Genomic DNA, 26,187 nt, shown 5'->3' with positions numbered 1-26,187 from the left:
CTCGTTGCGGGATCACACCGACCTCCGCCATCTCCGTAGCCCGGTATCGTTTCGCCGGACGCGGCGACCCTCACGAGGGCGCCGCAGGAGTCGCTTCCTGAACCATGCTGTCCGGTTCAGCCGACAGCAGGATATCACCAGGTGATCTGATATGAAAGAAATCTACGAGAAGATGATAAACGAGGCCATGGCCGCCCAGAGGGCGGACGTGGAGACGGTAAAAGCAAAGCGCGGCCAGAAATTCGCCCTCAGCGACACGAAACCCTACGTCGATGCGGTGCGGAAGATGACGGCGATCGGCGACCAGAGCCAGGCGGTCATCGACCTGCACAAGAACTCGGTCATCTCACATGCCGAGATCCTCCAGAGCCTCACGACAACCGTCCGCCCCGAAGACGATCCCTTCGTCGAGCACTACCAGACACCCGTGGTGCTCGATATCCTCAAAAGCCAGGACGAGGCATTCGCAAAGAGTGTCGATGCTTTCACGAAGGCAATCGCGGCTGCCGAGGCCACGATCGGCATCGAGGCGGTGCGGCGCTACGGCGGGTTCTACGGCCCCACCTGTGTCGTCGACTTCGCACTGATCCCGGGCAGCACGAGCAATGTGGTGAACCAGGTGCTCAAAAAGACCGATATCCCGGTCGAGCACAAGCGGGCGATCCTCGCCGCCAAATCGTGGGGGATGAACACCTCCTACGGGTTCGGGGAGGTCTTCGCCCACGCCCTCGAAGGCGGCGCCACCCCCGGCGAGGCGACGGCGAAAGAGGTCGAGATCATGCAGAGGATCTACCGCGACCCGATGGAGGCCCAGGCGGAACTGATGGATGCCGCCGGGATGTCGTCGTTCGACCCGCGGAAGTACATGGCCGAGTACCGGCGGCGGATGGAGCCGACGGTTCGAGCCGCCGTCGATGACGGCGTCCACTACGCGAACATCCTGACGGTTCCCGCCTACAGCGTCGGCGATGTCTCGCACCACATCGCGCAGTCGACCTTCAACATGTGCAAGGACGACGTCGTGATGGCGACGATCGAGGCGGTCACCGGAGTGATGGAGTCGTCGCTACAAAACTCGCTCGACGCCTACAAGAGTTACTGGGACGTCCTCTCGGTCGCGACCGGCGCGTCCGCCGCCGCCACCGAGTACATCCTCGAGCTCGACGCCCTCAACGCCCCGATGGTCGTCGACCTCCTCACGAAGCGGTTCCACAACTACGTCGTCTGCTACCCGGCCCGGGGAGCGGCGGCCGAACTCCACAACTGCGACTTCATGGACATGATCTACCGCGGGTGGAAGCTCATTGACAAAGCGCGGAAGATGCGGAACGGCGCCGACGAGACCCTGACCCCGATGGTCGGCAAGTATCCGGTCGACCTCTCGCCCATCCACGAAAACGAGGTGCTGATGAACCCGCAGTGGTACGCCTACCCGGCCTGTGCCATAACCGTCCGGTTCTCCGCCCTGATGCGCCTTGCCGACTACCCGTGCCTCCTGACGAGCGAACCCGTGACCGCGACGATGATGACAAACATCATCGCGCTCGAGAAGGCGACCGCCGCCGCGCCGGTGCGGGCCTGTAAGAACTGCGCCACGACGAGCCTTGTCGACCAGAGGCAGCGCTACTGCCAGTGGAAAGAGGCGGTATAGAAGGGACGGCCATGAAGTGTTACTACTGTGCCCTCGAGGGGAAGGATAGCGAGGCGGTGGCGATCTGCATCGTCTGCGGAATGGGGCTCTGCATGGAGCACGCCATCAGGAAGGATGTCGACGTCTGGGAGGGCGGCTACCCGCTCCCCAGCAAGCGCGTGAAGGCCCCGCTGCCGCGGATCCTCTGCCCCGCGTGCTATAACGCCCTGTATCCGAAATAAAAGCACACACAACTCCTTTTTTTGGGCTAAGGTTCATTAAAAGGAGTATCCTACGTACTGGTGAAACCATGACCATATCTCTTGGAAAACGATGCGTCGCCGAAGCCGTCGGGACATTCATCCTCGTCTTCTTCGGTGCCGGCGCCGCGGCCGTCACGCTGATGCTTGCCGCAGGAACCACCCCGGCGACCCCCTTCAACATAGGGATCGGGGTGCTCGGTGGCCTCGGCGACTGGCTCGCCATCGGGCTTGCCTTCGGTATCGCCATCGCCGGATCTATCTATGCGTTCGGGCGGATATCGGGCTGCCACATCAACCCGGCAGTGACGATAGCCCTCTTTGCAACCCGCCGGCTCCCCGGCCGCGACGTCGTCCCGTACATCGCCGCCCAGCTCGTCGGCGCCGCGGCAGCAAGCCTCCTCTTCGCCTGGACCGTCGGCCCGGACGCCGTAGCCATCGGTGGGCTCGGGGCAACGGCCCCTTTCCCCGGTATCGGCTACCTGCAGGCGATCGTCATCGAAGCGGTCGGGACGTTCCTTCTGATGCTCGTCATCATGGGCGCCGCCGTCGACGAACGGGCCACGCCGGGCTTTGCCGGGCTTGTGGTGGGTCTCACGGTCGCGGGGATCATCACGACGATCGGGAACCTGACCGGCGCGTCGCTGAACCCCGCCCGTACGTTCGGCCCCTTCCTCGGGGACTGGCTGCTTGCCGGCCAGAGCCTCTGGGAGTTCTTCCCGATCTACATCATCGGCCCCATCGTCGGTGCGGTGCTCGCCGCGTTCCTCTACGACTATCTCTCCGACGAGTGATCCGGCTCAACCTTCTCTTTTTGAAGCACCAAAAGAGTCCAGCAGACTATCGGCCGGAAGAACGGTGAACCGGAGCGGATCCGGTTCGCCGCAAGTTTACCCCGAGCGCCCGTTCGATTAACAGGCTCCCGGGGACCCTCAGCGTGGAGCGAAGAACGGTATACCGATGCTCCCACCCGGATCGACATCCGGAGATCCGCGCTTGCCCGGCAGGGCCCTCGCAGGCTGCGCGGCCATGGCCGGGATGTTCACATCTACCCTCGGCTTTTCATACAGTTGCAGGATACTTATAGATTTCGGGTGAACGGCGTCTCGCATCTCACCGGGGCCCGGTGAGGAGCGAGGAGCGCCCGGGCTTACTCAAAGCGCACAGGATCGGTCTCGATATCGACGACGACGGGCCTGTCCATCCGCACCGCCCGGAGAACGGCATCCGCGAGATCCTGCGGCCGGGCCACCCGTATCCCGGCGCCGCCGCAGGCCTCCGCATACGCCGCGAAGTCGGGATTCGTGAGTTCAACGCCGTAGGGCGGATAGTTCGCCTCCCGCTGCTCCTCCCGGATCATCGCAAGCTGGTGGTTGTTCAAGACCGCGACGACGATGGGAAGGTCGTACCTGACCGCCGTGACGAAGTCGGCCATGACCATCGAGAACCCCCCGTCCCCGGTGATGCAGACGACGGTCGCATCGGGGTAGGCCAGTTTCGCCGCAATCGCCCCGGGAAGCCCGAACCCCATCGTCCCGAGGTAGCCCGACATCGCGAACCGCTGCCGCTTCATCCGGAAACTCCTCCCGAACCACCACTGGTTCTCCCCGACGTCGAGGGAGATGAGGGCGTCCTCCGGAAGGGTCTCGGAGAGGACTTTCATGATGTAGGGCGGCCGGATCGGAACCGCCTCCGGGTCGGCCTCCCGGTCGAGGTGGCTGAACCACTCCCGCTTCCGTTCCATAAGCCACTCCCCGGCCCCCGTATCCTCCCGCGGCCGGACCCGTTCCCGGATCAGGGGTATGGCAACGGCGCAGTCGCCATAGACCCCTGCCGCGAGCGGGTGCTTGCCGAGCTGAAGCGGATCGATATCGATGTGAACGGCCCGCTTCTCATTGGGGATCCCGGTGAAGTCGGAGAAACTCGCCCCGCAGGCGATCACGAGGTCGGACTCCTCGACGAGCGTCCGGGCGTGCGGCGTCCCGAGCGGCCCGTGTATCCCGGCAACCCACTCGTTCTCGTCGGGGAGGATGCCCTTCGCCCTGAAGGTGGTGACGATAGGCGCCCGGATCGTCTCCGCAAGCTCGATGACCGCTTCCGCCGCACGCATGGCGCCGAAGCCCGCGAGGATGACCGGCCGCTCCGCGCCGTCGATCGCCTCCGCCGCCGCACGGACGGCCTCGCCGGTCGGGGCCGTCGTGACTTCCGCGAGGCAGGTCTCGCGTTCGCAGTAGGCCGGTTCGAGCGGCTCCCTCTGGATATCGTTCGGAAGAGAGAGCTGGGCGACGCCGCGGCCGACGATCGCGTACCGGAGCGCCCGGGTGAGGAGTTTGACCGCCGTCGACGGGTCGGCGACGGTGTTGTTGAAGACCGCGATCGGGCGGAAGAACGCGTCCTGGTCGATCTCCTGGACGCCGCCGGGGCCGGCGTACTGCGCCTGCACCTGCCCATTCAGGGAGAGCACGCTCGCCCGATCCTCTTTCGCGTCATAGAGGCCGGTGGCGAGGTTCGTCGCCCCCGGCCCGGCGATAGTCAGGCAGACGGCGACCTTTCCCGTGAACTTGTTGTAGGCCGAGGCTGCGAGGGCCGCGGTCTGCTCGTGCCGGACGACGATGTAGCGTGCGTCCGGATTCCTCCGGACCGCGTCCACGAGCGGGAGCGACGATGAGCCGGGGATGCCGAAGTAGAGGGTGATCCCCCAGGCCGCGAGTTCCGAGACCAGCACGTCGGCCACGGTCATGGCGGCTCCTTCAGAGGTAGTCTTCGTCATTCATCTCCACCTCTTCCTCGCCGGCCCGCACGAACGCCTCCTTTCCCGCGCTGCAGCGGGAGCACCGCCAGTCGCCGGGGAGATCTTCGAAGGGCGTTCCCGGCGGCATCCCGGTAGCCGGGTCTCCCGCCTCCTCAACATACTCGTAATCACAGACACTGCAGACCCATCGTGCCATATCATCCACGCTCCGAGAGTGACACTCCGTGCCGTACCCCATCTTCACGTATAAAAAAGCCTCGCCGGCCGGGGATCTCCGCGGGCGATCGTCACCTGCGGAGTACCCCCTGCCCCAAGCATATAATAGCGGGTATACGATACCACCTACCTCCGTGCAACGGGAAACGACCATGGAGATCAGAGAGACCCATCCCTTCGACCTGACGCCGGCGGAGGCGATCCGCCTCCAGGAGAGGCTCCGGGAGCAGGTTCGCCGTTCCGGCGATCCCGGGGCGGTCTCCCTCGTGGTCGGCGTCGACGCCTCCTACGCGAAGGGTTCGGACGTCATCCACGCGGTCGCCGTCGCCCTCAGTTTCCCCGATCTCACCGTCGTCGAGCGGGTCTCCGCCACCGCCGTGACGACATTCCCCTACATCCCCGGCCTCCTGACCTTCCGGGAAGGCCCCGCCCTCCTCGAGGCGTTCCGGAGACTCACCTCCGAGCCGGACGTCATATTCTTCGACGGGCAGGGGATTGCCCACCCCCGGGGGCTCGGCATCGCGAGCCACATGGGCATCCTCCTGAACCGCCCCACCGTCGGTGTCGCAAAGAGCCTCCTCGTCGGCACGGCGGCCGAGCCCGCGGCAGAGAAGGGATCGACCGCCCCGATACTCCGCGACGGCGAGACGATCGGGATGGCGGTGCGGACGAAAGATCGGGTGAAACCCGTCTACGTCTCAGTGGGCCACCGGATCGATCTCTCGGCCGCAGTCGACCTCGTCCTCTCGGCCGCACGGGGCTACCGGCTCCCGGAACCGACACGGCAGGCACACCTCTTTGCAAACGAAGTCCGGCGGGAGGGAAGCGGCGAGGGGAGACAGACCACCCTCTCCACCCCGGTGAGGTAGAGCGAAATCGTTATCAGCGTTCGCGCCGGAGAAACGTCTGCCGACCGGCGCCGCAGGGCTTCACCGGGACGGTCGAGAACCTATGGAGGAGGACGAAGCATGTCGGATACCTTGATAAACCGTATGCCAGCCGGAACACACCAGACGGAGGCGAAGGAGTAATGGCCGCACGCGAGATCGTGCCGGGTGTCTTCGCCGTCGGCGCCATCGACTGGGACCGCCGGCTCTTCGACGAACTGATCCCGCTCCCCGACGGCACCACCTACAACAGTTATCTGGTGCGGGGCAGCGAGAAGACCGCGCTGATCGACACCGTCGACCCGACAAAGACCGCAGAACTCGTGAGAAACCTGGAGTCAATCGGGGTCGACTCGATCGATTACATCGTCTCCAGCCACGCAGAGCAGGATCACTCGGGCTCGATACCGGCAATGCTCGAACGGTTCGGCGACGCGAAGGTGGTGACGAACCAGAAGTGCCGCGACTTCCTGGTCGACCTCCTCCATGTCCCCGAGGATCGGTTCGTCGTCATCGGCGACGGTGATACGCTCGACCTCGGGGGGAGGACGTTCGAGTTCATCATCGCTCCCTGGGTTCACTGGCCGGAGACGATGCTGACCTACCTCAAGGAGGACCGGATCCTCTTCTCCTGCGACCTCTTCGGTTCGCACTACGCGACGAGTACCCTCTACGTCCCCGACGAGGGTGTGATCTACGAGTCCGCGAAACGTTACTACGCCGAGATCATGATGCCGTTCCGCTCGAGCATCAAGGCGCACCTTGCAAAACTCGCGACGCGCGATATCGACCGGATCGCACCGAGCCACGGCCCGGTCTACGATTATCCGGCGTTCATCGTCGACGCCTACCGGGACTGGACGGGCGATGCCGTGACGAACACCGTGGTGCTCCCGTACGTCTCCATGCACGGAAGCACCGAGACTATGGTCAAACACTTCGTCGACGCCCTGATGGAGCGCGGCATCGAGGTTCAGCCGTTCAACCTTCCGAAGACCGACACCGGCGACCTCGCAAAGGCGCTCGTGGACGCGGCGACGGTCGTGATCGGGGCGCCGACGGTCATCTTCGGCCCGCACCCGCAGGCGGTCTACGCCACCTACCTCGCAAACCTCCTCCGCCCCAAGACCCGTTACGCGACGGTGATCGGGTCGTACGGCTGGGGCGGAAAGACGGTCGAGACCATCGTGGAGATGCTCGGCCGGCTCAAGGTCGAGTTCCTCGACCCGGTCTACGTCAAAGGCCTCCCGAAGGAGGAGGACTTCGCGGCGCTCGACCGGCTCGCCGACGAGATCGCAAAGAAACACAGGGAGGCGGGGATCCTCTCCCCCTAGGCTCTCCATCATTTTCACGGCTGCCGACCCGTTCCCGGGCCGGGTCGCCCTGCACCGAAATCTTAACACGCCAGAATACCGACCAACCTTCGAGCTGCATTATGCCTCCGTCCGACTTCAAGAGAGTCATTGCCGAGTCGCCCTACGTCTTCGTTATCGGCGTCGCGGGAGACAGCGGGTCCGGAAAGACCACCTTCACCCGGGCGATCCGGGAGATCTTCGGGGACGACCTCGTCTCCACCATCACCATCGACGATTACCACAAATACGACCGCCGGGAACGCAAAGTCCTCGGGATAACCCCGCTCGTCCCCGAGGCGAACCGGTTCGACCTCTTAGAAGAGCACCTTGCCGAACTGAAGGCAGGGCGGGCGATCGAGAAACCGGTCTACAACCACGACAACGGGGAGTTCGATCCCCCGGTGCCCTTCAATCCCACGAAGATCCTGATCCTCGAAGGGCTGCACCCGTTCATCACCGGGACGCTTCGCGACCTGATAGACTTCAAACTCTACGTCGACCCGGACCCCGACGTCAAGCGTGCCTGGAAGATCAAACGCGACGTGGAGCGGCGAGGCTACGCCACCGAGACCGTCCTCCGGGAGATGGAGGAGCGCAAACCCGACTACGAGCGGTACGTCGCACCGCAATGCCTGTTTGCGGATGCGGTCATCCGGATCGCCTTCTCGAAGTACGGCAGGGACGTGAGCGAGGAACGCAACGTCTACCGCGTCACCCTCTGCCAGAGCAGGCTTGATAAGAGCATCGATGACGTCGACCTCTCGATCGACCTCTTCGGCCTCCTCTCACTCTCCGAGCGCGACTTCATGGTCGAGTTCACCACCGAGGACGTCGGAGGGAAGGCGATGGGGGCGCTCACGTTCGACGGGGAACTGAACGATGCCGTCGCGAAAAAACTGGAGCACAACATCGAACTCCAGACGCAGGTGGAGCCGATTGATCTCAGCCAGAACAGCGACTACCTGACGGCCGGGGATATGGCCCAGCTCATCCTCGCCTGGCGGATCATCAACCGGCGCATCTTCATCGAGAGCGCACCGGGAGCGGCCGATGCCGGAGAGGCCGCGGCCGGAAACAACGGGTTCAGATGCAGCCGATAGGGATTCTAGAACCAATGCGACCCAGATAAGTCGAACGGCCGCACAGGAGAAAATAGATAAGAGCGCCCGGAGAACGTGTAACGATGGATAGGATCGAGCTGTTCTCGATCATCGCACAGGACATCGGCAGCATCTTCAAGTACATGAGCGTCGCCACGACGCTGCCTCTTGTCGTGGCGGTGATCTACCGCGAGTGGGAGATGATCCTGCCCATGGCCTCCGTCCCGATCGTCCTCTTTATCCTCGGGGTGCTTCTTCTCCGGGTGCCCCGGGAGGATCGCGAGGCGCCCCTATCCGCCGCCCTCATGGCGGTCGCCCTGATCTGGCTGATCATCGCGCTGGTGAGCGCACTCCCGTTCTGCCTCGGACTCGGTGTCCCGTACCTCGATGCCGTCTTCGAGGCGATGTCCGGGTGGACGGACACCGGCCTGACGGTGATGCGGTCGGTCGAAGAGATGCCCCGGACACTTCTCTTCTGGCGGTCGCTGATGCAATGGCTCGGGGGCATCGGGATCGTCGCTTTCACCGTCGCGATGGCCTCGAGAACCGGGCTGACCCAGTTCCGCCTCTACCGGTCAGAAGGCCGCTCGGAAGCGCTGATGCCGAGCGTCGTCGCGACGGGGTTCGAGATGTGGAAGATCTACCTGGCGCTGACCGCCGGTGCGATCGGCCTCATCCTGCTCTCGGGGATACCGGTCTGGGACGCGGTGAACATCGCCCTCGTCGCCATCGCAACCGGCGGGTTCTCCGTCCACTCGGGAGGGATCCCGTTCTACAACAATCCGCTGCTCGAAGTCCTCATCGTCCCGGTCATGATCGCCGGCGCCCTGCCGTTCAAACTCTACTACCTCCTCTACCGCCAGAAAGACATGCGGTTCTTCGGCGACCAGCAGGCACGTCTCCTCTTCATGCTCATCGCGCTCGGGATCGTCGTGATCGCCTGGGATCTCGTCACGCTCAGCACGACCGACCTCCCGACGGCCGTCCGTCAGGCACTCTTCATGGCCACCGCGGCGGTCACCAGTACCGGGTTCCAGGTTGCCTCCCCGAACGAGTGGGCAAGCGTGACCGTCCTCTTCCTCGCGATGCTGATCGTGATCGGCGGGTCGTCGGGGAGCACCGCCGGCGGTATCAAACTCTCCCGGGTAGTCCTCGGGTTCCAGAGCCTGGTCTGGTGGTTCCGGCGGATGTTCGTCTCCGGAAAGGTGCTCGTGCCGTTCAAGTACGACGGCAGGGTGATCCCGAAGAACATCGCCGACCTCGAGGTCTCGCGAAACATGCTGACGATCATGCTCTACTTCCTGATCATCTTCGTCGCCACGATACTGGTGATGCACCTGCAGCCGACGTCGTTCGATTCGAGCAACGTGATCTTCGAGGTCGCCACCGCGATGTGCAACAACGGCATCTCCACGGGGTTCGTCTCGCCCGATATGGCCGATCCGGCAAAACTCCTCTTCATCCTGATCATGTGGATCGGGCGTCTCGAGATCATTCCGGTGATCATGCTCGTCATGGGCCTCTTCAAGAGAGCCGATTGAGGGGGTCGCTGCCGGGAGGGAGGCAACCGGAGCCCGGGGTGGCCCTGTTTTTGTTGGTTCTAAAATGGTGTGAAACGCCTGTGCGATCAGTACTTCACTGATTTCGGCACCCGACACAAGACCTGCAGACATGGACCTTGCCGCCAGGTCAACCGGCCCGGCTCTCCCGGATCGTAAAAAAAAGAACCGGCCGGTTACTCCGGCTGGTAATGAAGGAACAGGTCGTCCACCGCGGCCCGGTCCCCGCCGTTCTTGACGAGCAGGTCCATGTAGGTGTGAACCTCAGGGGCGTACTTCTTCAGAACCCCCGGGGAGGTGTGGTAGAGCATGAAGGCCTCAGCGAAGATCGCCGCCTCCCTCTCCTCACCGGCGGGTGCGGTGATCCGGGCCAGGTAGGTGCCCGGGTTTTCGGCAAGCGCCGCAAACGCCTTGCTCTCGCCAAACCCCATCGTGTGGTAGACGCGGTAGCCCACCTGCTGGACAAAGACCTCATCGGCTCGCGCCGGATCCCTGTCCGACCGGATGTAGACAGCGTTCTCCCCGGGGACGTAGACCCCGCTCACATCCCCGGATACCCCTCCCCGCCTGAAGACTTCGCTCCTGCTGTCGATGTAGACGGTGAGGTTCTCCATAAACTCTTCTCGTATTTTGGTGCTCTGCTGCAGCACCAGGGCCTCCGCTAACGCCGCTTCGGTGCCGCTCCCATCCCTGTTCTCCAGACGGAAACCAGCAACCGGGCTCACCGAGAAGACCGAACAGACAACGGCAATGAGGATTGTCGCCGCAACCAACCTTGATCGGAATCTTGAGTCCATGCTTTTTCCCTCTGCGTAACAAAGAGTTTCAAACTGCTCATTATATACTTTTCTGATTTTAAAAAACGAATTATAAATGTTGGAATATTAAAAAGATTCTTGAGAACGAATTGTTCGGGAGAAGAGTCTCCAGGAGACGGCGCCCGGAATGCAGCAAAGGATATATACTTCCATTGCAGGAACTGCATCCGACACCTAATTACCCATGCAAGCGCATAGTAGATCCAATGAAACAGATCGCCCTCTACGGGAAGGGGGGAATCGGCAAATCCACCACTGCAGCGAACCTATCGGCAGCACTCGCGGGGGAGGGGCTCGATATCCTGCAGATCGGCTGCGATCCGAAGCACGACAGCACTCGCATGCTGATGCACGGAACCTGGATCCCGACGGTTCTCGACCTCATCAGGGAGCGCGGAGACGAGACGATCACCGTCGACGACGTGGTCTACCGGGGCTTTCACGGGGTGCGCTGCGTGGAGGCGGGAGGGCCCGAGCCCGGGATCGGGTGCGCCGGCCGGGGGATCATCGCGACGTTCCAGCTCCTCGAACGCCTTGAAGCCCTCAAGGGCGACGTGATCGTCTACGACGTCCTCGGCGACGTCGTCTGCGGCGGGTTCGCGATGCCGATGCGCGAGGGGTACGCCCAGGAGGTCTACCTGGTCACCTCCGGCGAGTTGATGTCCATTTACGCGGCAAACAACATCGCAAAAGCCATAGCACGCCTCTCGCGCCGGGTGCGGAGCAGGTGCACGCTCGGGGGCGTCATCTGCAACGCAAAGAACATCGAGGGCGAGCGGGAACTCGTGGAGGAGTTCGCCCGCCGGATCAACTCCCGGCTCATCGCCTACATCCCCCGCTCGAGGATCGTCCAGGTCGCGGAACTGCAGAAGCAGACGGTCGTTGAGTATGCCCCCGAGTCCGACCAGGCGGCGGTCTACCAGGAACTCGCACGCACGGTCTACGGAAACGAGACGACGAGCATCCCCACACCCCTCGAGATGGATGAACTCGAATCCTTCGCCCTCGAATTCGTCCAGGTTTGAGGGGTGTACCCTGACCGGGGCGCTCTCGGTGCTCACGGAAGTACGGGACGCCGTCTCTGTCATCCACGGCCCGGCAGGATGCACCCACCACAACTTCTCCCTCCTGCACGCCACCCACCTCTCGAACGACCGGCTCGAAGTCCCCCGCCTGCTCTCGACCCGCTTAACGGAGAACGGCATCATCTTCGGGGGCGAAGACGCGCTGGAGGAGACGATCGCACAGGCGCTCTCCCTCTCGCCCGCCTCCGTCTTCGTCCTCTCGACATGCATCGTCGAGACGATCGGAGACGACGTCGCAGCGATCTGCGCAAAACGCCGGGGCATCCCGGTCATCCCCGTACCGACCGCCGGGTTCCTCGGGGGGGTCTTCGAGACGGGGGTGAGGAACGCCCTCTCCTCCGTCGCATCGCTCGCCGGTCCTGCGGACGAAAAAACCCTCTCGGCAAACCTGATCGGCGAGAAGAACCTGGAGTACGGCGTCGAGGAGAACGCGGCCGAGATCGTGCGCCTTCTCTCCCGGCTCGGCATACCGGTCAACCTCCGGTTCGTGCGGGGGATCGGGACAGGGGATGTCGGGCGGCTCGGCTCGGCCGCCGTCAACATCCTCCGGGAACCGGCGCTCCGGCCGGTCGGCGAAGACCTCGAACAGAGGCTCGGCACGCCGTACGTGGACTCGTTCCCGGCGGGCCTTACCGGGACGTGCCGGTTCCTCGAAGAGATCGGCCGGATCTGCGGCGTCGACGCCACCGCCGCCGTCGAGGAGGAACAGGCCCACCAGGCAGAGATGCTCTCCCGGTTCGACGATATCGCCGGGAGCCGGGTATGCTTCCAGTCCTCCCACCCCATGCTCAGGAGCGATCCGGGTGCGGAGGCCATCTGCACCGAGTGCGCCGAAGCCCTCGATCTCTCCGTCGACCCGGACGGAGTTCCCATTTCGCTCCCCTACCCGGCACCCGTCGGAACCGCCGGCCTCCGGCGGATGCTGCACCGGTGGCGGGTGCTGATCCGGGAGAAGCAGCGGCGGTGAGGGGCGGAGCCCGCCCACGCACGATCTCTTTTATACCTCCTCCATAGATATGGTCTCACCGGAGAGAGTGCCAGAGTATGTTCGAACGCATCCTGTTTCCAACGGACTTTTCAGCGCCTTCCATGAAGGTGCTGGACTACATCCCCGTGCTGCACGAGGCGGGAACCAGAGAAGTGGTTCTCGTCCACGTCATCGACTCAAAGGAGATCACCCTGATCGCTTCGGGCGGACAGGGGTTCCTCGGAACCGTGCCCGATCGGGAGACCGAGACGCAGAAGGAACTGCGAGAAGAGATCCAGCACCGGATCATCGACACCCGCCGGGCGCTCGAGAGGCAGGGCGTGAAGGTGACCGTCCGGACGCCCGCCGGCAATCCGGGAGAGGCGATCGTGGCCGCAGCCGATGCGGAAGGGGCCTCGCTCATCGTCATCGGTTCCCACGGCCGGTCGAACATCCGCGACCGCCTGCTCGGGACGGTCTCGGAGTACGTGATCAAGAACGCCCGCCAGCCGGTCCTGGTCATCAAGCGGGAGACGATCGGTGGGAGATAGCCCCCACCCCCCTGTATCAAAAAAGTTTTACCGCTCCTGCCGGGATTCGAGCAGCCGCCGGATCGCCCGGAGTTCCTCCACCACCGCATCGGCAGCCGGCGCCCCTTCGGGCTCGCCTCCGGTCGCGGCGACCGGCCCGGTCGTCCGCACGAAGTTCATGATCTTCTCCTGGAGATCCTTCGGATCCGCTATCCCGTTGATGACGATCTCCGCCTGCGCCTGGGCGGAGTAGCCCGCGGTCTGCACCCTGACCGCCGAGAAGGAGAAGAACCGCATCAGGGGTCCCTGGGAGATATCGACGTTCGTGATCCGGTTGTAGGGGACGATCCCCGTCTGCCGGAACCAGACCCCACGCTGCCAGGTCACCTCGGTGACGGTGAGCCGGTAGACGATGCTCTCGTGGTAGAGCGGTATCCAGTAGGCGACGAAGACGATGATGGCGAGCGTCGGGACGCCGACGGCGAGAGCGACCGGCAGCGGACTGAAGATGATGATGGGAACCAGCCAGGGCAGAACGAAGACGATGACGGCCAGAACCAGGGACGCATAGAGGTAAGACCGGAACTGCGGCACCGGTTTGAACGATTCTCCTATGCGGAAAGTGATGATGGACATGTTATCGTATTCTTCTCAATCGGAGCAGATTAAATCTTCCCGGCCGGTGAGATCTCTTCGGAGGATACAGCGATCGCTTCCCTCGCCGAAGTAGGCCGGGCAGAAATCCATCTCCAGAAAACCGTGCCTCGCGTAGAGAGACCGGGCAGCATGATTCCCCGGCGCGACCGAGAGGTAGACCTCATACGCTCCCCGCTCGCGGAGGCCGGCGATGACGGCGGCAACGAGACTCTCCCCGAGCCCCCTGCGCCGGTATCGCTCCGCCACCACCAGTCGGACGATCCATCCCGTTGTCTGCCGGTGCTGGACGAATGCCCCGATGGTGTAGCCGGCGATCTCTCCGCCGCATTCTGTAACGAGAAAGGTATCGGCAAAGAGGACGCCGGCCTGCCGGATGAAGACCTCGGGCTTGCATCCTCTCGGGCTGTTCTCCCGCTCGAGGCCGCAGACCGCCGGGAAATCCGTATCAAGGTAGCCCCTGATCGTTGGTTCCATACCGGTATATATGTCGTGATGTAAAAAAGAGGAGACGATCCCCTGCGGGGAAGACTCCCCCCCGGCGCTCACTTCTTCTTTATGCCCTTCTCGAGCATCTCCCGTGCCATCCGGTAGGTCTCGATCTTGTACTGCATCAGTTCGACGTGCTGCTCCTTCATCTTGATGCGGGAGTCGATCATCCGCACCATCAACTGCCGCATCTCGTCCTCGTCGAGGAGATCGTACATCTTTATGAGAAGCATATCGTGGGCGCCGTATCCGCCGTGATGTGTCATGCCAAAACCTCCCTCTCGTACCGGCCCGCCCTGCGGACGAACCGGTTCCCCGGTATCCGCCGGTTGATAAATATCTTATGGCAGGTATGGCTGCTCACCGGGAAGGCGCGAAGGGATCGCCGCGGTTTGTCCGGTTCCGGGTGATGCAGGCGTTGAGCACCTCTTCCATCAGCCGGAGCGCCCCTTCCACCCCGGCGACCGCGTGGGAAGAGAGAGCGACCCTGTCCCGGAGCGGCAGCGTCAGCCCGACGAACGCGGCGTCGGGAGCGATCGACGCCTCGTAGGAGGAGCCGAGGATCAGGTCGGGTTCGGCGTCAAGGATCATCCCGCGGATGACCGAGAAGTCGGTCGTGCGGGTGGTGCCGTCGCCGGAGGAACCGGAACCGTTCCGGGCGGCGACGCAGGCGATCTCGGCGCCGAGATACCGGTCGAGGAGGTCGGCGGCAAACGAGGCATACGCATCGCCGCCGGCGATCGCCACGCGGGGAGGGTCGAACCTCCGGAGGTACTTCTCGCAGGCCTTCCTGATCCGGGCATCGGCCCACGCGATCTCATCCATGACCGGACGGACATCAGCGCCGTCGATCTCCGCGCCAAGCCGCTCGAAGGTCTCGCGAACCGCATCGAGGCCGAGGAGCGAGCCGCAGGCGGTCCCGACACCGCTCGCAATATCCGGGTTCGTCTCGACGGTGAACGGGGCCGCCCGGCGGGTCGCGGCGTAGCGGTCGAGGCAGAAGGTGGTGGCGATGGGAACGCCTGCAAGGCTGAGCAGGCGCCGCGCCTCGAGGGCGTTCCCCCGGCAGAAGGGGTCGGTGCGGCAGACGCCGTCGATGTTGACGCCGAATACGTCGGGGTCGACCACCGGCGCTATTGTGTCGAGCGCACGGCGGTAGCCGGCCTCGAGATCGCCGAGGAACCCGGGACTGTCGACGACGATAATCTGCCCCTCATCGGCAAGGTCGCCGATATCCTCCCCCATGATCGCGGGCACACAGGTGTTGACCACGGCTATCCGGGCGTAGCGGCCGGCGAGCTCCCGGAGCACCTCCGCGAGGCGGGACTCCGTCCCGAAGATGATCTCGTTCTCGACGAGGAACGTCCCGTGGATGGGAACCCCGACGAGCGACGCGGGGTAGAAGTAGCACCCGCTCGAACCGTGGACGATGACGGCGATATCCTCGAATCCCGCAAGACAGGCGACCGCCCCGGTCATCGCACACGGCCAGAGGGGGTTCTCGCACGGTGTCTGCTGCTCTTCCTGCATCGTTCTACAAGATCATGGCGGTGCGGGGATATAAAAGACAGTACCTTGAGGGAAATGGCTTCCTTTGTTGAAACCGTTTTCGGGTCATCCTCCCTACCTTGGCGAAATTAATACTAGAATAGGCTTGTCCCTGGAATCAGTTTTTTCTTCGAGCGTGTTCCCATGCAGTGGACCGTGGTGGCTATCGCCACTGGGGGTGGGGCTGACGGGGAGGGGGTCTCCCCCTCCCCTGTCTCCACCTCGCTACAATCCGCACATCCCATCAACCCCACCCCACCCGCGCTTCGCGCTCCTCAATCGCACCTGACGGTGCTTCAACTCCACTCCTAGCGGAGTGCCGCACTCCGCACCTTCGGTGCTCAAACTCCGGCCCTATGGCCCGTCGCACTCCGCACCTTCGGTGCTCAAACTCCGGCCCTATGGCCCGTCGCACTCCGCACCTTCGGTGCTCAAACTCCGGCCCTATGGCCCGTCGCACTCCGCACCTTCGGTGCTCAAACTCCGGCCCTATGGCCCGTCGCACCCCGCCCCTCGGGGCGGGGGCAGTCATGGCGATATGCGATGGACACAACCAACATCCGGAGCACGAGCACCGCAAGTGCGCAACCCGGTGGAAAGTCGTGCCCAAGAGTTCCTCTGGGTTGCAAACGTCTGGCGCAAGCAGGCGGGGCTTGAGCAAAGCCAAAAAAAAAACAGGAGACGACAGGCCGGCGGCCCTACACCGTCTTCACGAGCGAGGCAAGATACTGCCCGACCTCGCTTGTCTTCTTCGCGCCGCCCATGTCCCGGGTGACGTATCCGTCGAGGATGCTCCTCTCGATCGCCCGGAGAACCGCCGCCGCTGCCTCGTGCTCGCCGAGGTGGTCGAGGAGCATCGAGCCCGCCCAGACGGTGGCGAGCGGGTTCACGACGTCCTGGCCGCGGTACTTCGGCGCGGAGCCGTGGATCGGCTCGAACATCGATGTGCCCTTCGGGTTGATGTTTCCGCCGGGGGCGAGCCCGAGCCCGCCCTGGATCATGGCACCGAGGTCGGTGATGATGTCGCCGAACATGTTCGGGGTGACGACGACGTCGAACCACTCGGGGTTCTTGACGAACCACATCGTGACGGCGTCGACGAAGTTGAACTCCGTCTTGACGTCGGGGTAGCCGGCGGCGACGTCGGTGAAGACGTCCCGCCAGAGGCCGTAGATATCGGAGAGGACGTTTGCCTTGTCGACCGACGTGACCTTATTCTCTCTTTTCACGGCGAGGTCGAAGGCGTAGCGGATCGCCCGCTCGGCACCCTCTCGCGTGACGACGCCGATCTGGTAGGCGAGCTCGTCGGCGTCGGTCTCGACGTCGAGGCCGAACCTGACGCTGTAGATGTCGCGGACGACCTCGAGGGCCTTCTGCTCGCGACGTCCCGCAAACCGCGAACCGATCCCGACGTAGAAGTCCTCGGTGTTCTCCCGGACGACGACGAAGTCGATATCCTCCGGGCGCTTGTTCGCGAGCGGCGTTGCCACGCCGTCGAGGAGCTTGATCGGCCGGAGGTTGATGAACTGGTCGAAGTGGAACCGGATCGCAAGCAGGATGCCCTTCTCGAGGATCCCGGGCTTCACCCGGTCGTCGCCGATCGCCCCGAAATAGATCGCGTTGAACTTCGAGAGTCCCCGGATATCCTCTTCGGTCAGGAGGTCGCCGGTCGCAAGGTAGCGCTCCGCCCCGATATCGAAGTCTGTCCACGCGATATCGAACCCGTAGCGCTCGCCGGCGGCGTCGATGACCTCTCTCCCCGCCGCGACGATCTCGGGGCCGATCCCATCCCCGCCGATTGCGGCTACTCGGTGCTGCATCTCTTCACCTCGTCCAGGTTCTTCGCGTAGGCCACCAGGCCACCGGCATCGACGATCTCCTTCATGAACCCAGGCACCGGCTCGATGGGGAGCCTTTTGCCGTTCGCCTCGATGTAGCCGTCGGCGAGGTTCACCGTGACGGCATCGCCGTCACGGATGCCCTCCGCCCCGGCAGAGACCAGGGGCAGGAGACCCGTGTTCACGGCGTTCCGGTAGAAGATCCGCGCAAAGGACTTCGCGACGACGACCTTCACCCCGGCGCCGAGGAGCGCGAGCGGCGCGTGCTCGCGGGAGGAGCCGCACCCGAAGTTGCTGCCGCCGACGACGACGTCGCCCTCCCGCACCTCTTTCGCGAACTCGTCCCTCGTTCCCTCGAACGCGTGCTTCGCGAGCTCCGCCGGATCATAGATCGTGAGGAACCGCCCGGGTATGATTGCATCCGTATCGATATCGTTGCCGAACTTCCAGACTCGCATGATTCACACCTCCCTCGGATCGGTGATCTCGCCGTAGAGGGCGCTCGCCGCCGCCGTCGCCGGCGAGGAGAGGTAGACCAATGCCTGGGCGCTCCCCTGTCTCCCCCGGAAGTTCCGGTTCGACGTCGAGAGCGAGACCTCGCCGGGGGCGAGGAGGCCGAACGCCCCGCCCATGCAGGGGCCGCAGCACGGCGCTTCCACAAGGGCTCCCGCCTCGACGAACCGCTCGATCAGTCCCGCCCGGAGGGCCTTCAAGTACTCCGTCCGCGAGGCCGGGATGACGATCACCCTTACGCCGTCGGCGAACCGGTCGGCGTCCCCCATCACCTCCGCCGCCTCGAAGAGGTCCTCGTAGCGGCCGTTCGTGCAGGAGCCGATGAAGACCTGGTCGACCTTCGTTCCCGCGACCTTCGTCACATCCACGACGTTGTCGACGTTGTGCGGGACGGCGACCTGCGGGGCGAGGTCGGTGACGTCGTAGCGGCGACGCTCCGCGTATGCGGCGTCTTCATCGCCCGCGAGGTCGAACGGCTCGATATCGCGGCGGGCGGCGACGTAGTCCCAGGTGGCCGCATCGGGCTGGACGATCCCGGCCTTCGCCCCCATCTCTATCGCCATATTCGCGCAGGTCATCCGGCCTGCCATGCTCATCTCGCGCATCGCCCGGCCGGTGAACTCGAGCGCCATGTAGGTCGCCCCGTCGGCGCCGATGTCGCCGGCGAGGGAGAGGATGAGGTCTTTTGCTCCGACTCTTTTGCCGAACGCACCCTCGACCTCGACCAGAACGCTCTCGGGCACCCGGAAGTAGAGCGCCCCGAACTTCAGGACGAACCCCATATCGGTCGAACCGATCCCGGTCGCGAACGCCCCCGCCGCACCGTAGGTGCAGGTATGGGAGTCGGTGCCGACGATGATCTCACCCGGCGCCGCCCGTCCCTTCTCCATCACGACCTGGTGGCAGACGCCCTCGAGGAGGTCGTAGTTGTGGATCCCCTGCTCTTCAGCAAACTGCCGCATAAAGACGTGGTTCTCGGCGGCGGGTATCGAGTCGGCGGGTACCTGGTGGTCGAAGAGCATAATGATCCGCTCGGGATCGAATACACGCTCTCCACCCATCTCGCGAAAGACCCTGACCGCAAGCGGGCCGGTGATGTCGTGGATCATTGCTGCATCCACGGGTGCCATCACAACCTCTCCCGCGCGGACGGGTCTCCCGCACCGTTGCGAAAATATCTTTTCTGCGATAGTCGCCGACATACAGTATCGTGTTCCAGGTACGCGTTCCGGACGTATTTAATTTGTCCGGGGCCGCCGGAGTGGTGCAGTTAATCGGGGCCAGTTCCGTCCGATTTCCGGGACAGTACCCTTATGTGGCCCCGTGCGGATTCTATAAGGAGAAGCGATGACCGACGGACCGACCCCGGCAATGCGGCAGTATTATTCAGCGAAAGCCCGGTACCCCGACGCCATCCTCTTCTTCAGGATGGGCGACTTCTACGAGACCTTCGGCGAAGATGCCGGCGTGGTGGCTCGCGAACTCGACATCACCCTGACGGCCCGGGGCAGGGACAAGAACGGCGACCGGATGCCGCTCGCGGGCGTCCCCCATCATGCCGCCGAAGGCTACATCGCCCGCCTGGTGGGCAGGGGCTACAAGGTGGTGATCTGCGACCAGGTGGAGGACCCGAAGACCGCAAAAGGCATCGTGAAGCGGGATGTCACCCGGGTGATCACCCCGGGAACCCTTATCGACTCCTCGATGCTCGCCTCGGCCGGCGCCCACTACCTGATGGCGGTCGCCCCCGACCGGAGAGAGACCTTCGGCCTCGCGTTCCTGGACGTCTCGACCGGCGAGTTCTTCGTCTCTTCCGGGGGCGGCGGGCGCGATTACGCCGAGATCGTCTCGGAGACGGTCAGGTACCGCCCGTCAGAAGTGATCGTCCCCGAGAGCCTCGCAGACGGCCTCCCCACCCGGCTCGAAGCCCTCGGGGTGACGGTGAGCCGCTACCGCGACGACGCCTTCGAGGTCGACGCGGCGTGCGAGCAGCTTTGCAAGCAGTTCGGGACGACGACGCTCGACGGCTACGGGTGCGCAGGGATGCCGGGCGCGATCGCCGCGGCCGGAGCGGCGCTCCGTTACGCTCAGGATACGCAGCAGTCACCCCTCTCCCACATCTCGGGGCTCTCGACGCGGGTGCCGTCGGGGAATATGGCGCTCGACGCGATCACTCTCCGGAACCTCGAGATCACCGCGCCCATCCAGGGAGTCGGCGACGCAAACACCCTTCTTGCCGCGCTCGACGCCACGGAGACATCGATGGGGAGCCGGACGATGCGGTCGTTCCTGATCGCCCCCCTGCTCGGGAAGGCCGCCATCGAGGCGCGGCTCGACGCGGTTGAGTGGTTCTTCGAGCACGCGCTCGAGAGGCAGGCGCTTCGCGCGACCCTCGGCGACTTCGCCGACACAGAAAGGATAGCGGGAAGGATCGCCTACGGGAACGCCGGACCGAGAGATCTCGCGACGCTCCGCGACTCTCTCTGTACGATACCGGACGCAAAATCGCTCATTCCTCCCAGCGCACCGGCCCTGGTTCGCGAGGCCCTCGCCGCGATGAGCGATCACGCTCACGTCGTCGACCTCGTCGGCCGGGCGATCGTCGACGACCCCCCGGCACGCGCACTGGCGGGCGGGATGATCCGGGAAGGGTTCAACGCCAAACTCGACGAACTCCGGCACCTCGCGACGTCCGGGAAGGACTGGATCGCGGAGTTCCAGCAGCAGGAGCGGGAGAGAACCGGAATAAAATCCCTCAAGGTCGGCTACAACCGGGTCTTTGGGTACTACATCGAGGTGACGAGACCGAACCTGCACCTGGTGCCGCCGGAGTACGAGCGGCGGCAGACGACCGCAAACGGCGAGCGCTACACGATCCCCGACCTCCGGGAGAAGGAGGCGATGATCGCGACCGCCGAAGAGCGGCTCGGAGCGCTCGAAGCAGAGATCTACACCGAACTCGTCCGGACGCTCACGGCGGAGGTCGCCGGCCTCCAGGCGACCGCCCGGGCGGTCGGGCTCCTCGATGTCTATGCGGCGCTCGCCGAGGTCGCCGCCCGCTACGGCTACACCCGCCCGGCGATCGAGGAGAGCGGCCGGATCGTCATCCGCGACGGCCGCCACCCGGTGGTGGAGCGGCACCTCCCGGTGCCGTTCGTCCCAAACGACACGGAGCTCGACTCCGCCGGCGACCAGATCACGATCATCACCGGGGCGAACATGGCGGGCAAGTCCACCTACATGCGGGCGGTGGCGCTCTGCTGCATCATGGCCCAGATGGGGAGTTTCGTCCCGGCCCGGCACGCCACCGTCGGGATCGTGGACAGGGTCTTCACCCGGGTAGGGGCGTTCGACGACCTCGCCTCCGGACAGTCCACGTTCATGGTCGAGATGCTGGAACTCGCGAACATCTTAAACAACGCGACGGCGCAGAGTCTCGTCATCCTCGACGAGATCGGGCGGGGAACGAGCACGCTCGACGGGTGCTCGATTGCCCGGGCGGTGGTGGAGTTCCTGCACGGGAAGGCGGTCGCGGGGCCGAGGACGCTCTTTGCAACCCACTTCCACGACCTGATCGACCTTGAAGGATCGCTCAAACGGGTGAAGAACTTCCACTTCGCGGTGAAGGATACCGGGCAGGACGTCGTCTTCCTCCGTAAGATCATCCCCGGCGCGACCGACCGGAGTTACGGTGTCCACGTCGCCCACCTTGCCGGGATCCCGAAGAAGGTGACCGACCGGGCGATGGAACTCCTGAAGGAAGCGTCGACGCGGGAGTTCCCGGCCGGGGTCCGGGCTCCCCGCTACACCCAGATGCTCCTCGTCGACCCCGGCGAGGGAGTCGTAGAGGAGAACCCGGCGGTCAGAGAATTAAAAGAGATGAACCCCAACGAGATGACTCCAATCGAGGCACTGAACGCCCTCAACAGGCTCCAGAGGATCGCGAACGGGGAGAGGAGTGAGCGATGACGAAGATCCGCGTCCTCGACCCCGACACCGTGAACCAGATCGCCGCCGGCGAGGTCGTGGAGCGGCCGGCATCGGTGGTGAAAGAACTTCTGGAGAACGCGATCGACGCGGGTTCGACGAGCATCCTTCTCGACGTCTCCTCGGACATGACGGGGATCACGAAGATCCGGGTGACCGATAACGGGGAGGGCATGACCGGAGAGGAGGCGATCCTCGCGTTCACTCCCCACGCGACGAGCAAGATCCGGGATATCGCCGATCTCTGTGCTGTCCGAACCCTCGGGTTCCGGGGGGAGGCGCTCGCGAGCATCGCCGCCGTCGCGGAGGTGACTATAGTCACCCGCCCCCGGGGAGGGGAAGCGCTCGCCGGGACGCGGATCGTCGTCAGGGGCGGCGAGGTCGTGGAGAAGAGCGAGGTTGGAGCACCGGAGGGGACGACGATCGCGGTGGAACGCCTCTTCTACAACACCCCCGCCCGCCGGAAGTTCTTAAAAAGCAGGAACACCGAGCTCGCCCACATCTACGCGGTCGTGGAGAGTCTCGCCCTCGCCCACGGCGAGGTCGCCTTCCGGGTGGTGCATAATGGGAAAGAGCGGATGGCGACCCAGCGATCGGACGGGATCTTAAACACCATCGCAGGGCTCTACGGCGCCGAACTCACCCGGTCGCTCGTCCCCGTCGAAGGACGGCTGCCGTTCCTCCGTATCGGCGGCTACATCTCCCGGCCGTCGGAGAGCCGGGGAAGCCCCTCGCAGATCTCCGTCAGCATCAACGGGAGAAGCATCTCTTCCCGGCAGATCGCCGCCGCCGTCCGGGAAGGCTACGGCACCCTCCTCCCGAAGGACCGTTACCCGGTGGCGTTCCTCGAACTTTCGATCGACACCAATCTTGTGGACGTCAACGTCCACCCGACGAAAAGGGAGGTTCGTCTCTCCCGGGAGCGGGAGATCACGGGGGCGATTGCGGCCGCCGTCGAGGAGGCGCTCGCCGGTCACGACCTCGCACGCGAGACCCCGGACGAGCCGGTGCAGCAGCAGATCGTCCCGGAGGGGATCGAACCGGCGCCGTCCTCGCCGCCGGTCGCCGAGGCCGGGGCGCCCTACACGGCCGGCCACCGGGAACTCACCCTCTCCGACAGGCAACTCCGCCGGACGGAGACAAAAGGCGGAGAGAACCTCCTCCCCGCGATGGAACCGATCGGACAGGTGGCCGCGACCTACATCGTGGCGGAGGGAACCGACGGCACCCTCTACCTCATCGACCAGCACGCAGCCCACGAGCGGGTTCTCTACGACCAGGTCACGGAGAACCGCGATACGGCGGCCGGGTCGCAGGAACTGATCATGCCGGTCGTCCTCTCGCTCCCCCCGAAGGAGTCCGCCGCGCTCCGTGACGCGATCCCCCTCCTCGCGGACGGCGGGTTCGTGGTGGAGGAGTTCGGCCGGGACACCTTCGCCGTCCGTGCGGTGCCCGCCGCACTCGGGGCGGTCGAGGATCCCGGGACGGTCCGGGAGACGATCGCCGACCTCCTTGCCGAAGAGTCGCGAAGGAGCCCCGACCGGCGCGAGGCGGTCACCTGCATCGTCGCATGCCGTGGGGCGGTGAAGGCCGGCGCCAGCCTCACGCCCGAGCAGCAGAAACGTCTCCTCATGCAACTCGCCCGGACGAAGACCCCCTGGACCTGCCCGCACGGGAGGCCGACGGTCGTGGCGTTCGACAGACGCAAACTCGACGGGATGTTCAGGCGGGGATGAGATCACCTGACCGTTGTGATGAAAAACACCCAAAAAAAACCCACTTTTTCAAAATCGATGGGGTTAAAAGACCTAAAAACCCAAAATTCCGTATCACAATGGATTTATCCTGGGAAATCAGTATACTTATACGTCGCAGCGGGCTTCCGCTGCAGACGAAATGGATTGAACTATATGACACCAGTCCAGCAGATTCGCCTCCGTATGAGAGAGGGGAACCAGCACAGGCCCTGAGATGCGGCCGGACTATCGAATCGTAGATCGATGTTCTCGCTTCAATGGCCCTCCCCCTCCGGTCATCCGCGATATCATGCCGGGGAAGAAGAGGTGACGGGGATACACCCCTAAACGTCCTGCCGAAGGTGATTGCCTCTCGACAACCCATTTACCCGCCACCTTCTTTTCAGATACTGTTTTCGAGCCGGAGTTCGAGAAGACAGAGATCTTCGAAGTGCGAGCGTAGCGCCTCCCGGCAGAGGCATTCCGGGATAACCTCACCGATCTCTCCGGATCAGCGTCCGGCAAAAAAATTAGAGGAAACGGAACGACTCCGCCGTCGGAGCCGCATCGGCGTTGTAAGCATCGTACCCGGGGGGGAAGACCGTGTGCATGACCGAGTAAATGACGCCGTCTTTAACGGCGTAACGGGCGACGAAGGTGTACCGGTCTTCATCGACGATGGGGACGGAGAAGACTGACTCGTATCCCGGGACACCGTCAAGGGAGATCTTCTCCGTCGATACCCATTCGGCGCCGATCCCGGCGCGAAGATCCTCGACGTAGGTCGCGTTCAGCGCTTCGAGAACACTCTCCGTATCGACGTCCCCCTGGGCCGTGATCGGGTTCGTGTTCACGCGAACCTCCTCGTGCTTATCCGGCGAGGAGAACCAGACGCTCTCGCCGGACTCGGTGTAGAACCACCCCTCCGGGCAGGTGACGGCATACCCGTAGGTGGTGTTGACGTAGGTGCCGTTCCCGGGAACGGGCGCCGGGGTCGGGGTAGGAGCCGGAACCGGGGTCGGAGGTTGGGTCGGGCCGGGATTGGGCGGTTGCGGCGAGGAGAGCCCCGGCAGCAGGACCGCCAGGACAACAGCCAGGGCAACCACGAAGACCCCGGCGATCAGCAGTCTCTCTGGTCTCATAGTATCCGGGTATGTAGCCCGGGAGAGGATAAATACCCTTCAGTCAGGCTGCCCGGCCGGGTGCGGGGGCACGAAGACTGACGAGCAGGTCGTCGAGGGTATCTGCATACTCCACCCGGATCTCGAGGTTCTCCTCGATATACTCTTTCGTATCCACCATGACCGGCAACTGCCTCGCAACCCTCAGTCCGCCGAACGATCGGGTATCCTCCCGGTACTCGATAATCCGGTCGTTCTCGTCCGAGATGATGAGAAGCGTCTTCCCTCCGCGGCGAGCAGCCTCGGCCTTCTCGAGAACCCCGCCGACCGGGCCGATCCTCCCCTCCTCGTCGATGGTTCCCGTCACGGTCACGCTCTCGTTGAGCGCAAAATCCTCCAGCACCGAGAGGAGGAGGACGGCCATCAGCGCCCCCGCACTGGGGCCGTCGATCTCGGAAATGTCCTCCGGCCCCTGGATGCTGAAGATAATGTCGCTCCGCGTCAGATCCGCACGGGATCGGTTGGCGGCGACGACGACCGCGAGGTTCGCGGCGTCCTGAAAGACGATCCCCATCAGGGGCGTCGTCTGGACGAGCACCCGCCCTTTCCCGGGCACGACCTCGACCGAGACGTTCACCATCGCCCCCTCTTCGATCATCTCCTCATAAAAGAACGGCCCGCCCCGGTCGACCTCGATCTTCTGGAGGATGACCGGCACCTGCATCGAGGCGGCACTCCCGTTCTCGACAACCTTCGCGGGGAGGAGAGGGGCGGCGGTCGTGGTCGGGAGCGGTTCACCATAATCGGGTTTGGAGAGCGCCGGGGAGAAGTCGTCCGCCGGCATGAGCGCGACGGCCAGGAGGAAGACGTTCGCGACAAGCGACAGAACGAGCAGAATCGTCAGGGTCTTCTCCCGTATGCGCATATGCTGCCCGAATACCATGCATCCGGATATATAATTTTCTGACCGCGACGGCTCGTTAGAGACGGAGCGGGAGCACCGCAAGGTGCGAGTGGCGACGTTCCGAAGGAACAGAGCTCGAGCACCGCAAGGTGCGAGTGGCGACGTTCCGAAGGAACAGAGCTCGAGCACCGCAAGGTGCGAGTGGCGACGTTCCGAAGGAACAGAGCTCGAGCACCGC

24 protein-coding genes are annotated in these 26,187 nt (G+C 64.2%); 12 read left to right on the top strand and 12 right to left on the bottom strand.

Features of this window, described 5'->3' with window-relative positions:
* The first annotated feature begins 151 nt into the window (after window positions 1-151).
* The 3 genes from MCUHO_RS00660 to MCUHO_RS00650 all read left to right on the top strand — a co-directional run bounded on the left by MCUHO_RS00660 (window position 152) and on the right by MCUHO_RS00650 (window position 2,684).
* A complete protein-coding gene (locus MCUHO_RS00660; protein ID WP_067072311.1) occupies window positions 152-1,651 on the top strand; it encodes a DUF2193 domain-containing protein in 1,500 nt (499 codons plus the stop codon).
* Between the two features lie 11 nt (window positions 1,652-1,662).
* Window positions 1,663-1,872, top strand: coding sequence for a DUF2180 family protein (locus MCUHO_RS00655; protein WP_067072309.1), 210 nt, complete (start codon window positions 1,663-1,665; stop codon window positions 1,870-1,872).
* Between the two features lie 68 nt (window positions 1,873-1,940).
* Window positions 1,941-2,684 (top strand): MIP/aquaporin family protein, encoded by a 744-nt coding sequence (locus MCUHO_RS00650; RefSeq protein ID WP_067072307.1) that lies wholly within the window; start codon window positions 1,941-1,943, stop codon window positions 2,682-2,684.
* Window positions 2,685-3,040: 356 nt separating this feature from the next.
* On the opposite strand, the gene MCUHO_RS00645 is transcribed toward MCUHO_RS00650, so the two are convergent.
* Window positions 3,041-4,660: a thiamine pyrophosphate-binding protein gene (locus MCUHO_RS00645; protein ID WP_067072305.1), complete on the bottom strand. Its 1,620-nt coding sequence runs from the start codon at window positions 4,658-4,660 to the stop codon at window positions 3,041-3,043.
* On the bottom strand, window positions 4,641-4,838 hold the full coding sequence (locus MCUHO_RS00640; RefSeq protein ID WP_067072302.1) for a rubredoxin: 198 nt from the start codon (window positions 4,836-4,838) through the stop codon (window positions 4,641-4,643). Before MCUHO_RS00640 ends, MCUHO_RS00645 begins: the two co-directional genes overlap by 20 nt.
* A 172-nt stretch (window positions 4,839-5,010) precedes the next feature.
* Between MCUHO_RS00640 and nfi the strand changes: the two genes are divergently transcribed.
* From nfi to MCUHO_RS00620, 4 genes are all read left to right on the top strand, one after another.
* Entirely contained in the window at window positions 5,011-5,727 is a 717-nt protein-coding gene (gene nfi, locus MCUHO_RS00635; protein ID WP_067072300.1) for a deoxyribonuclease V, read from the top strand.
* A 161-nt stretch (window positions 5,728-5,888) separates the two neighbouring features.
* A complete protein-coding gene (locus MCUHO_RS00630; protein WP_067072298.1) occupies window positions 5,889-7,079 on the top strand; it encodes an FprA family A-type flavoprotein in 1,191 nt (396 codons plus the stop codon).
* A gap of 101 nt (window positions 7,080-7,180) precedes the next feature.
* Window positions 7,181-8,200, top strand: a complete 1,020-nt coding sequence (locus MCUHO_RS00625) for a phosphoribulokinase (protein ID WP_067072296.1) — start codon at window positions 7,181-7,183, stop codon at window positions 8,198-8,200.
* An 83-nt stretch (window positions 8,201-8,283) separates the two neighbouring features.
* On the top strand, window positions 8,284-9,741 hold the full coding sequence (locus MCUHO_RS00620) for a TrkH family potassium uptake protein (RefSeq protein ID WP_067072294.1): 1,458 nt from the start codon (window positions 8,284-8,286) through the stop codon (window positions 9,739-9,741).
* A gap of 194 nt (window positions 9,742-9,935) precedes the next feature.
* Here the strand turns inward: MCUHO_RS00620 and MCUHO_RS00615 are convergent, their stop codons facing one another.
* Window positions 9,936-10,556 (bottom strand): hypothetical protein, encoded by a 621-nt coding sequence (locus MCUHO_RS00615; protein ID WP_067072292.1) that lies wholly within the window; start codon window positions 10,554-10,556, stop codon window positions 9,936-9,938.
* Window positions 10,557-10,783: 227 nt separating this feature from the next.
* On the opposite strand from MCUHO_RS00615, the gene cfbC reads away from it, so the two are divergent.
* The 3 genes from cfbC to MCUHO_RS00600 all read left to right on the top strand — a co-directional run bounded on the left by cfbC (window position 10,784) and on the right by MCUHO_RS00600 (window position 13,180).
* Window positions 10,784-11,602, top strand: coding sequence for a Ni-sirohydrochlorin a,c-diamide reductive cyclase ATP-dependent reductase subunit (cfbC, locus tag MCUHO_RS00610; protein WP_067072290.1), 819 nt, complete (start codon window positions 10,784-10,786; stop codon window positions 11,600-11,602).
* A complete protein-coding gene (locus MCUHO_RS00605) occupies window positions 11,562-12,629 on the top strand; it encodes a nitrogenase component 1 (protein WP_067072288.1) in 1,068 nt (355 codons plus the stop codon). The genes cfbC and MCUHO_RS00605 overlap by 41 nt, the downstream gene beginning before the upstream one ends.
* 77 nt (window positions 12,630-12,706) lie before the next feature.
* The gene (locus tag MCUHO_RS00600) at window positions 12,707-13,180 is read left to right on the top strand and encodes a universal stress protein (RefSeq protein ID WP_067072286.1); all 474 of its coding nucleotides are present in this window, start codon (window positions 12,707-12,709) and stop codon (window positions 13,178-13,180) included.
* Window positions 13,181-13,207: 27 nt separating this feature from the next.
* Here the strand turns inward: MCUHO_RS00600 and MCUHO_RS00595 are convergent, their stop codons facing one another.
* The 7 genes from MCUHO_RS00595 to MCUHO_RS00565 form a co-directional block, all read right to left on the bottom strand.
* Complete coding sequence (locus tag MCUHO_RS00595) at window positions 13,208-13,795, bottom strand: PH domain-containing protein (protein WP_067072284.1); 588 nt, start codon at window positions 13,793-13,795, stop codon at window positions 13,208-13,210.
* 15 nt (window positions 13,796-13,810) lie between these two features.
* A complete protein-coding gene (locus MCUHO_RS00590; RefSeq protein WP_067072281.1) occupies window positions 13,811-14,290 on the bottom strand; it encodes a GNAT family N-acetyltransferase in 480 nt (159 codons plus the stop codon).
* 68 nt (window positions 14,291-14,358) lie between these two features.
* The gene (locus tag MCUHO_RS00585) at window positions 14,359-14,568 is read right to left on the bottom strand and encodes a hypothetical protein (protein ID WP_067072279.1); all 210 of its coding nucleotides are present in this window, start codon (window positions 14,566-14,568) and stop codon (window positions 14,359-14,361) included.
* A gap of 94 nt (window positions 14,569-14,662) precedes the next feature.
* Window positions 14,663-15,832 carry a nitrogenase component 1 gene (locus tag MCUHO_RS00580; protein ID WP_067072277.1) on the bottom strand — a complete coding sequence of 390 codons (1,170 nt, stop codon included), beginning with the start codon at window positions 15,830-15,832 and terminating at the stop codon, window positions 14,663-14,665.
* A 716-nt stretch (window positions 15,833-16,548) separates the two neighbouring features.
* Complete coding sequence (locus tag MCUHO_RS00575) at window positions 16,549-17,670, bottom strand: isocitrate/isopropylmalate dehydrogenase family protein (protein WP_067072275.1); 1,122 nt, start codon at window positions 17,668-17,670, stop codon at window positions 16,549-16,551.
* A complete protein-coding gene (locus MCUHO_RS00570; protein ID WP_067072273.1) occupies window positions 17,655-18,146 on the bottom strand; it encodes a 3-isopropylmalate dehydratase small subunit in 492 nt (163 codons plus the stop codon). Before MCUHO_RS00570 ends, MCUHO_RS00575 begins: the two co-directional genes overlap by 16 nt.
* Before the next feature lie 3 nt (window positions 18,147-18,149).
* Window positions 18,150-19,403 carry a 3-isopropylmalate dehydratase large subunit gene (locus MCUHO_RS00565; protein ID WP_067072271.1) on the bottom strand — a complete coding sequence of 418 codons (1,254 nt, stop codon included), beginning with the start codon at window positions 19,401-19,403 and terminating at the stop codon, window positions 18,150-18,152.
* Window positions 19,404-19,548: 145 nt separating this feature from the next.
* On the opposite strand from MCUHO_RS00565, the gene mutS reads away from it, so the two are divergent.
* Together mutS and mutL are read left to right on the top strand one after the other, a co-directional pair.
* Window positions 19,549-22,170, top strand: coding sequence for a DNA mismatch repair protein MutS (mutS, locus tag MCUHO_RS00560; RefSeq protein WP_067072269.1), 2,622 nt, complete (start codon window positions 19,549-19,551; stop codon window positions 22,168-22,170).
* On the top strand, window positions 22,167-23,924 hold the full coding sequence (mutL, locus tag MCUHO_RS00555) for a DNA mismatch repair endonuclease MutL (RefSeq protein WP_067072267.1): 1,758 nt from the start codon (window positions 22,167-22,169) through the stop codon (window positions 23,922-23,924). The genes mutS and mutL overlap by 4 nt, the downstream gene beginning before the upstream one ends.
* Window positions 23,925-24,454: 530 nt before the next feature.
* Here mutL and MCUHO_RS00550 read toward each other — a convergent pair.
* Together MCUHO_RS00550 and MCUHO_RS00545 are read right to left on the bottom strand one after the other, a co-directional pair.
* Window positions 24,455-25,066, bottom strand: a complete 612-nt coding sequence (locus MCUHO_RS00550) for a hypothetical protein (RefSeq protein ID WP_067072257.1) — start codon at window positions 25,064-25,066, stop codon at window positions 24,455-24,457.
* Window positions 25,067-25,109: 43 nt separating this feature from the next.
* On the bottom strand, window positions 25,110-25,988 hold the full coding sequence (locus MCUHO_RS00545; protein ID WP_235808103.1) for a S16 family serine protease: 879 nt from the start codon (window positions 25,986-25,988) through the stop codon (window positions 25,110-25,112).
* Window positions 25,989-26,187: the final 199 nt, after the last annotated feature.

The sequence above is a fragment of the Methanoculleus horonobensis genome (assembly GCF_001602375.1).
GTDB lineage: Archaea > Halobacteriota > Methanomicrobia > Methanomicrobiales > Methanoculleaceae > Methanoculleus > Methanoculleus horonobensis.
This window is presented reverse-complemented; position numbering and strand designations above follow the sequence as displayed.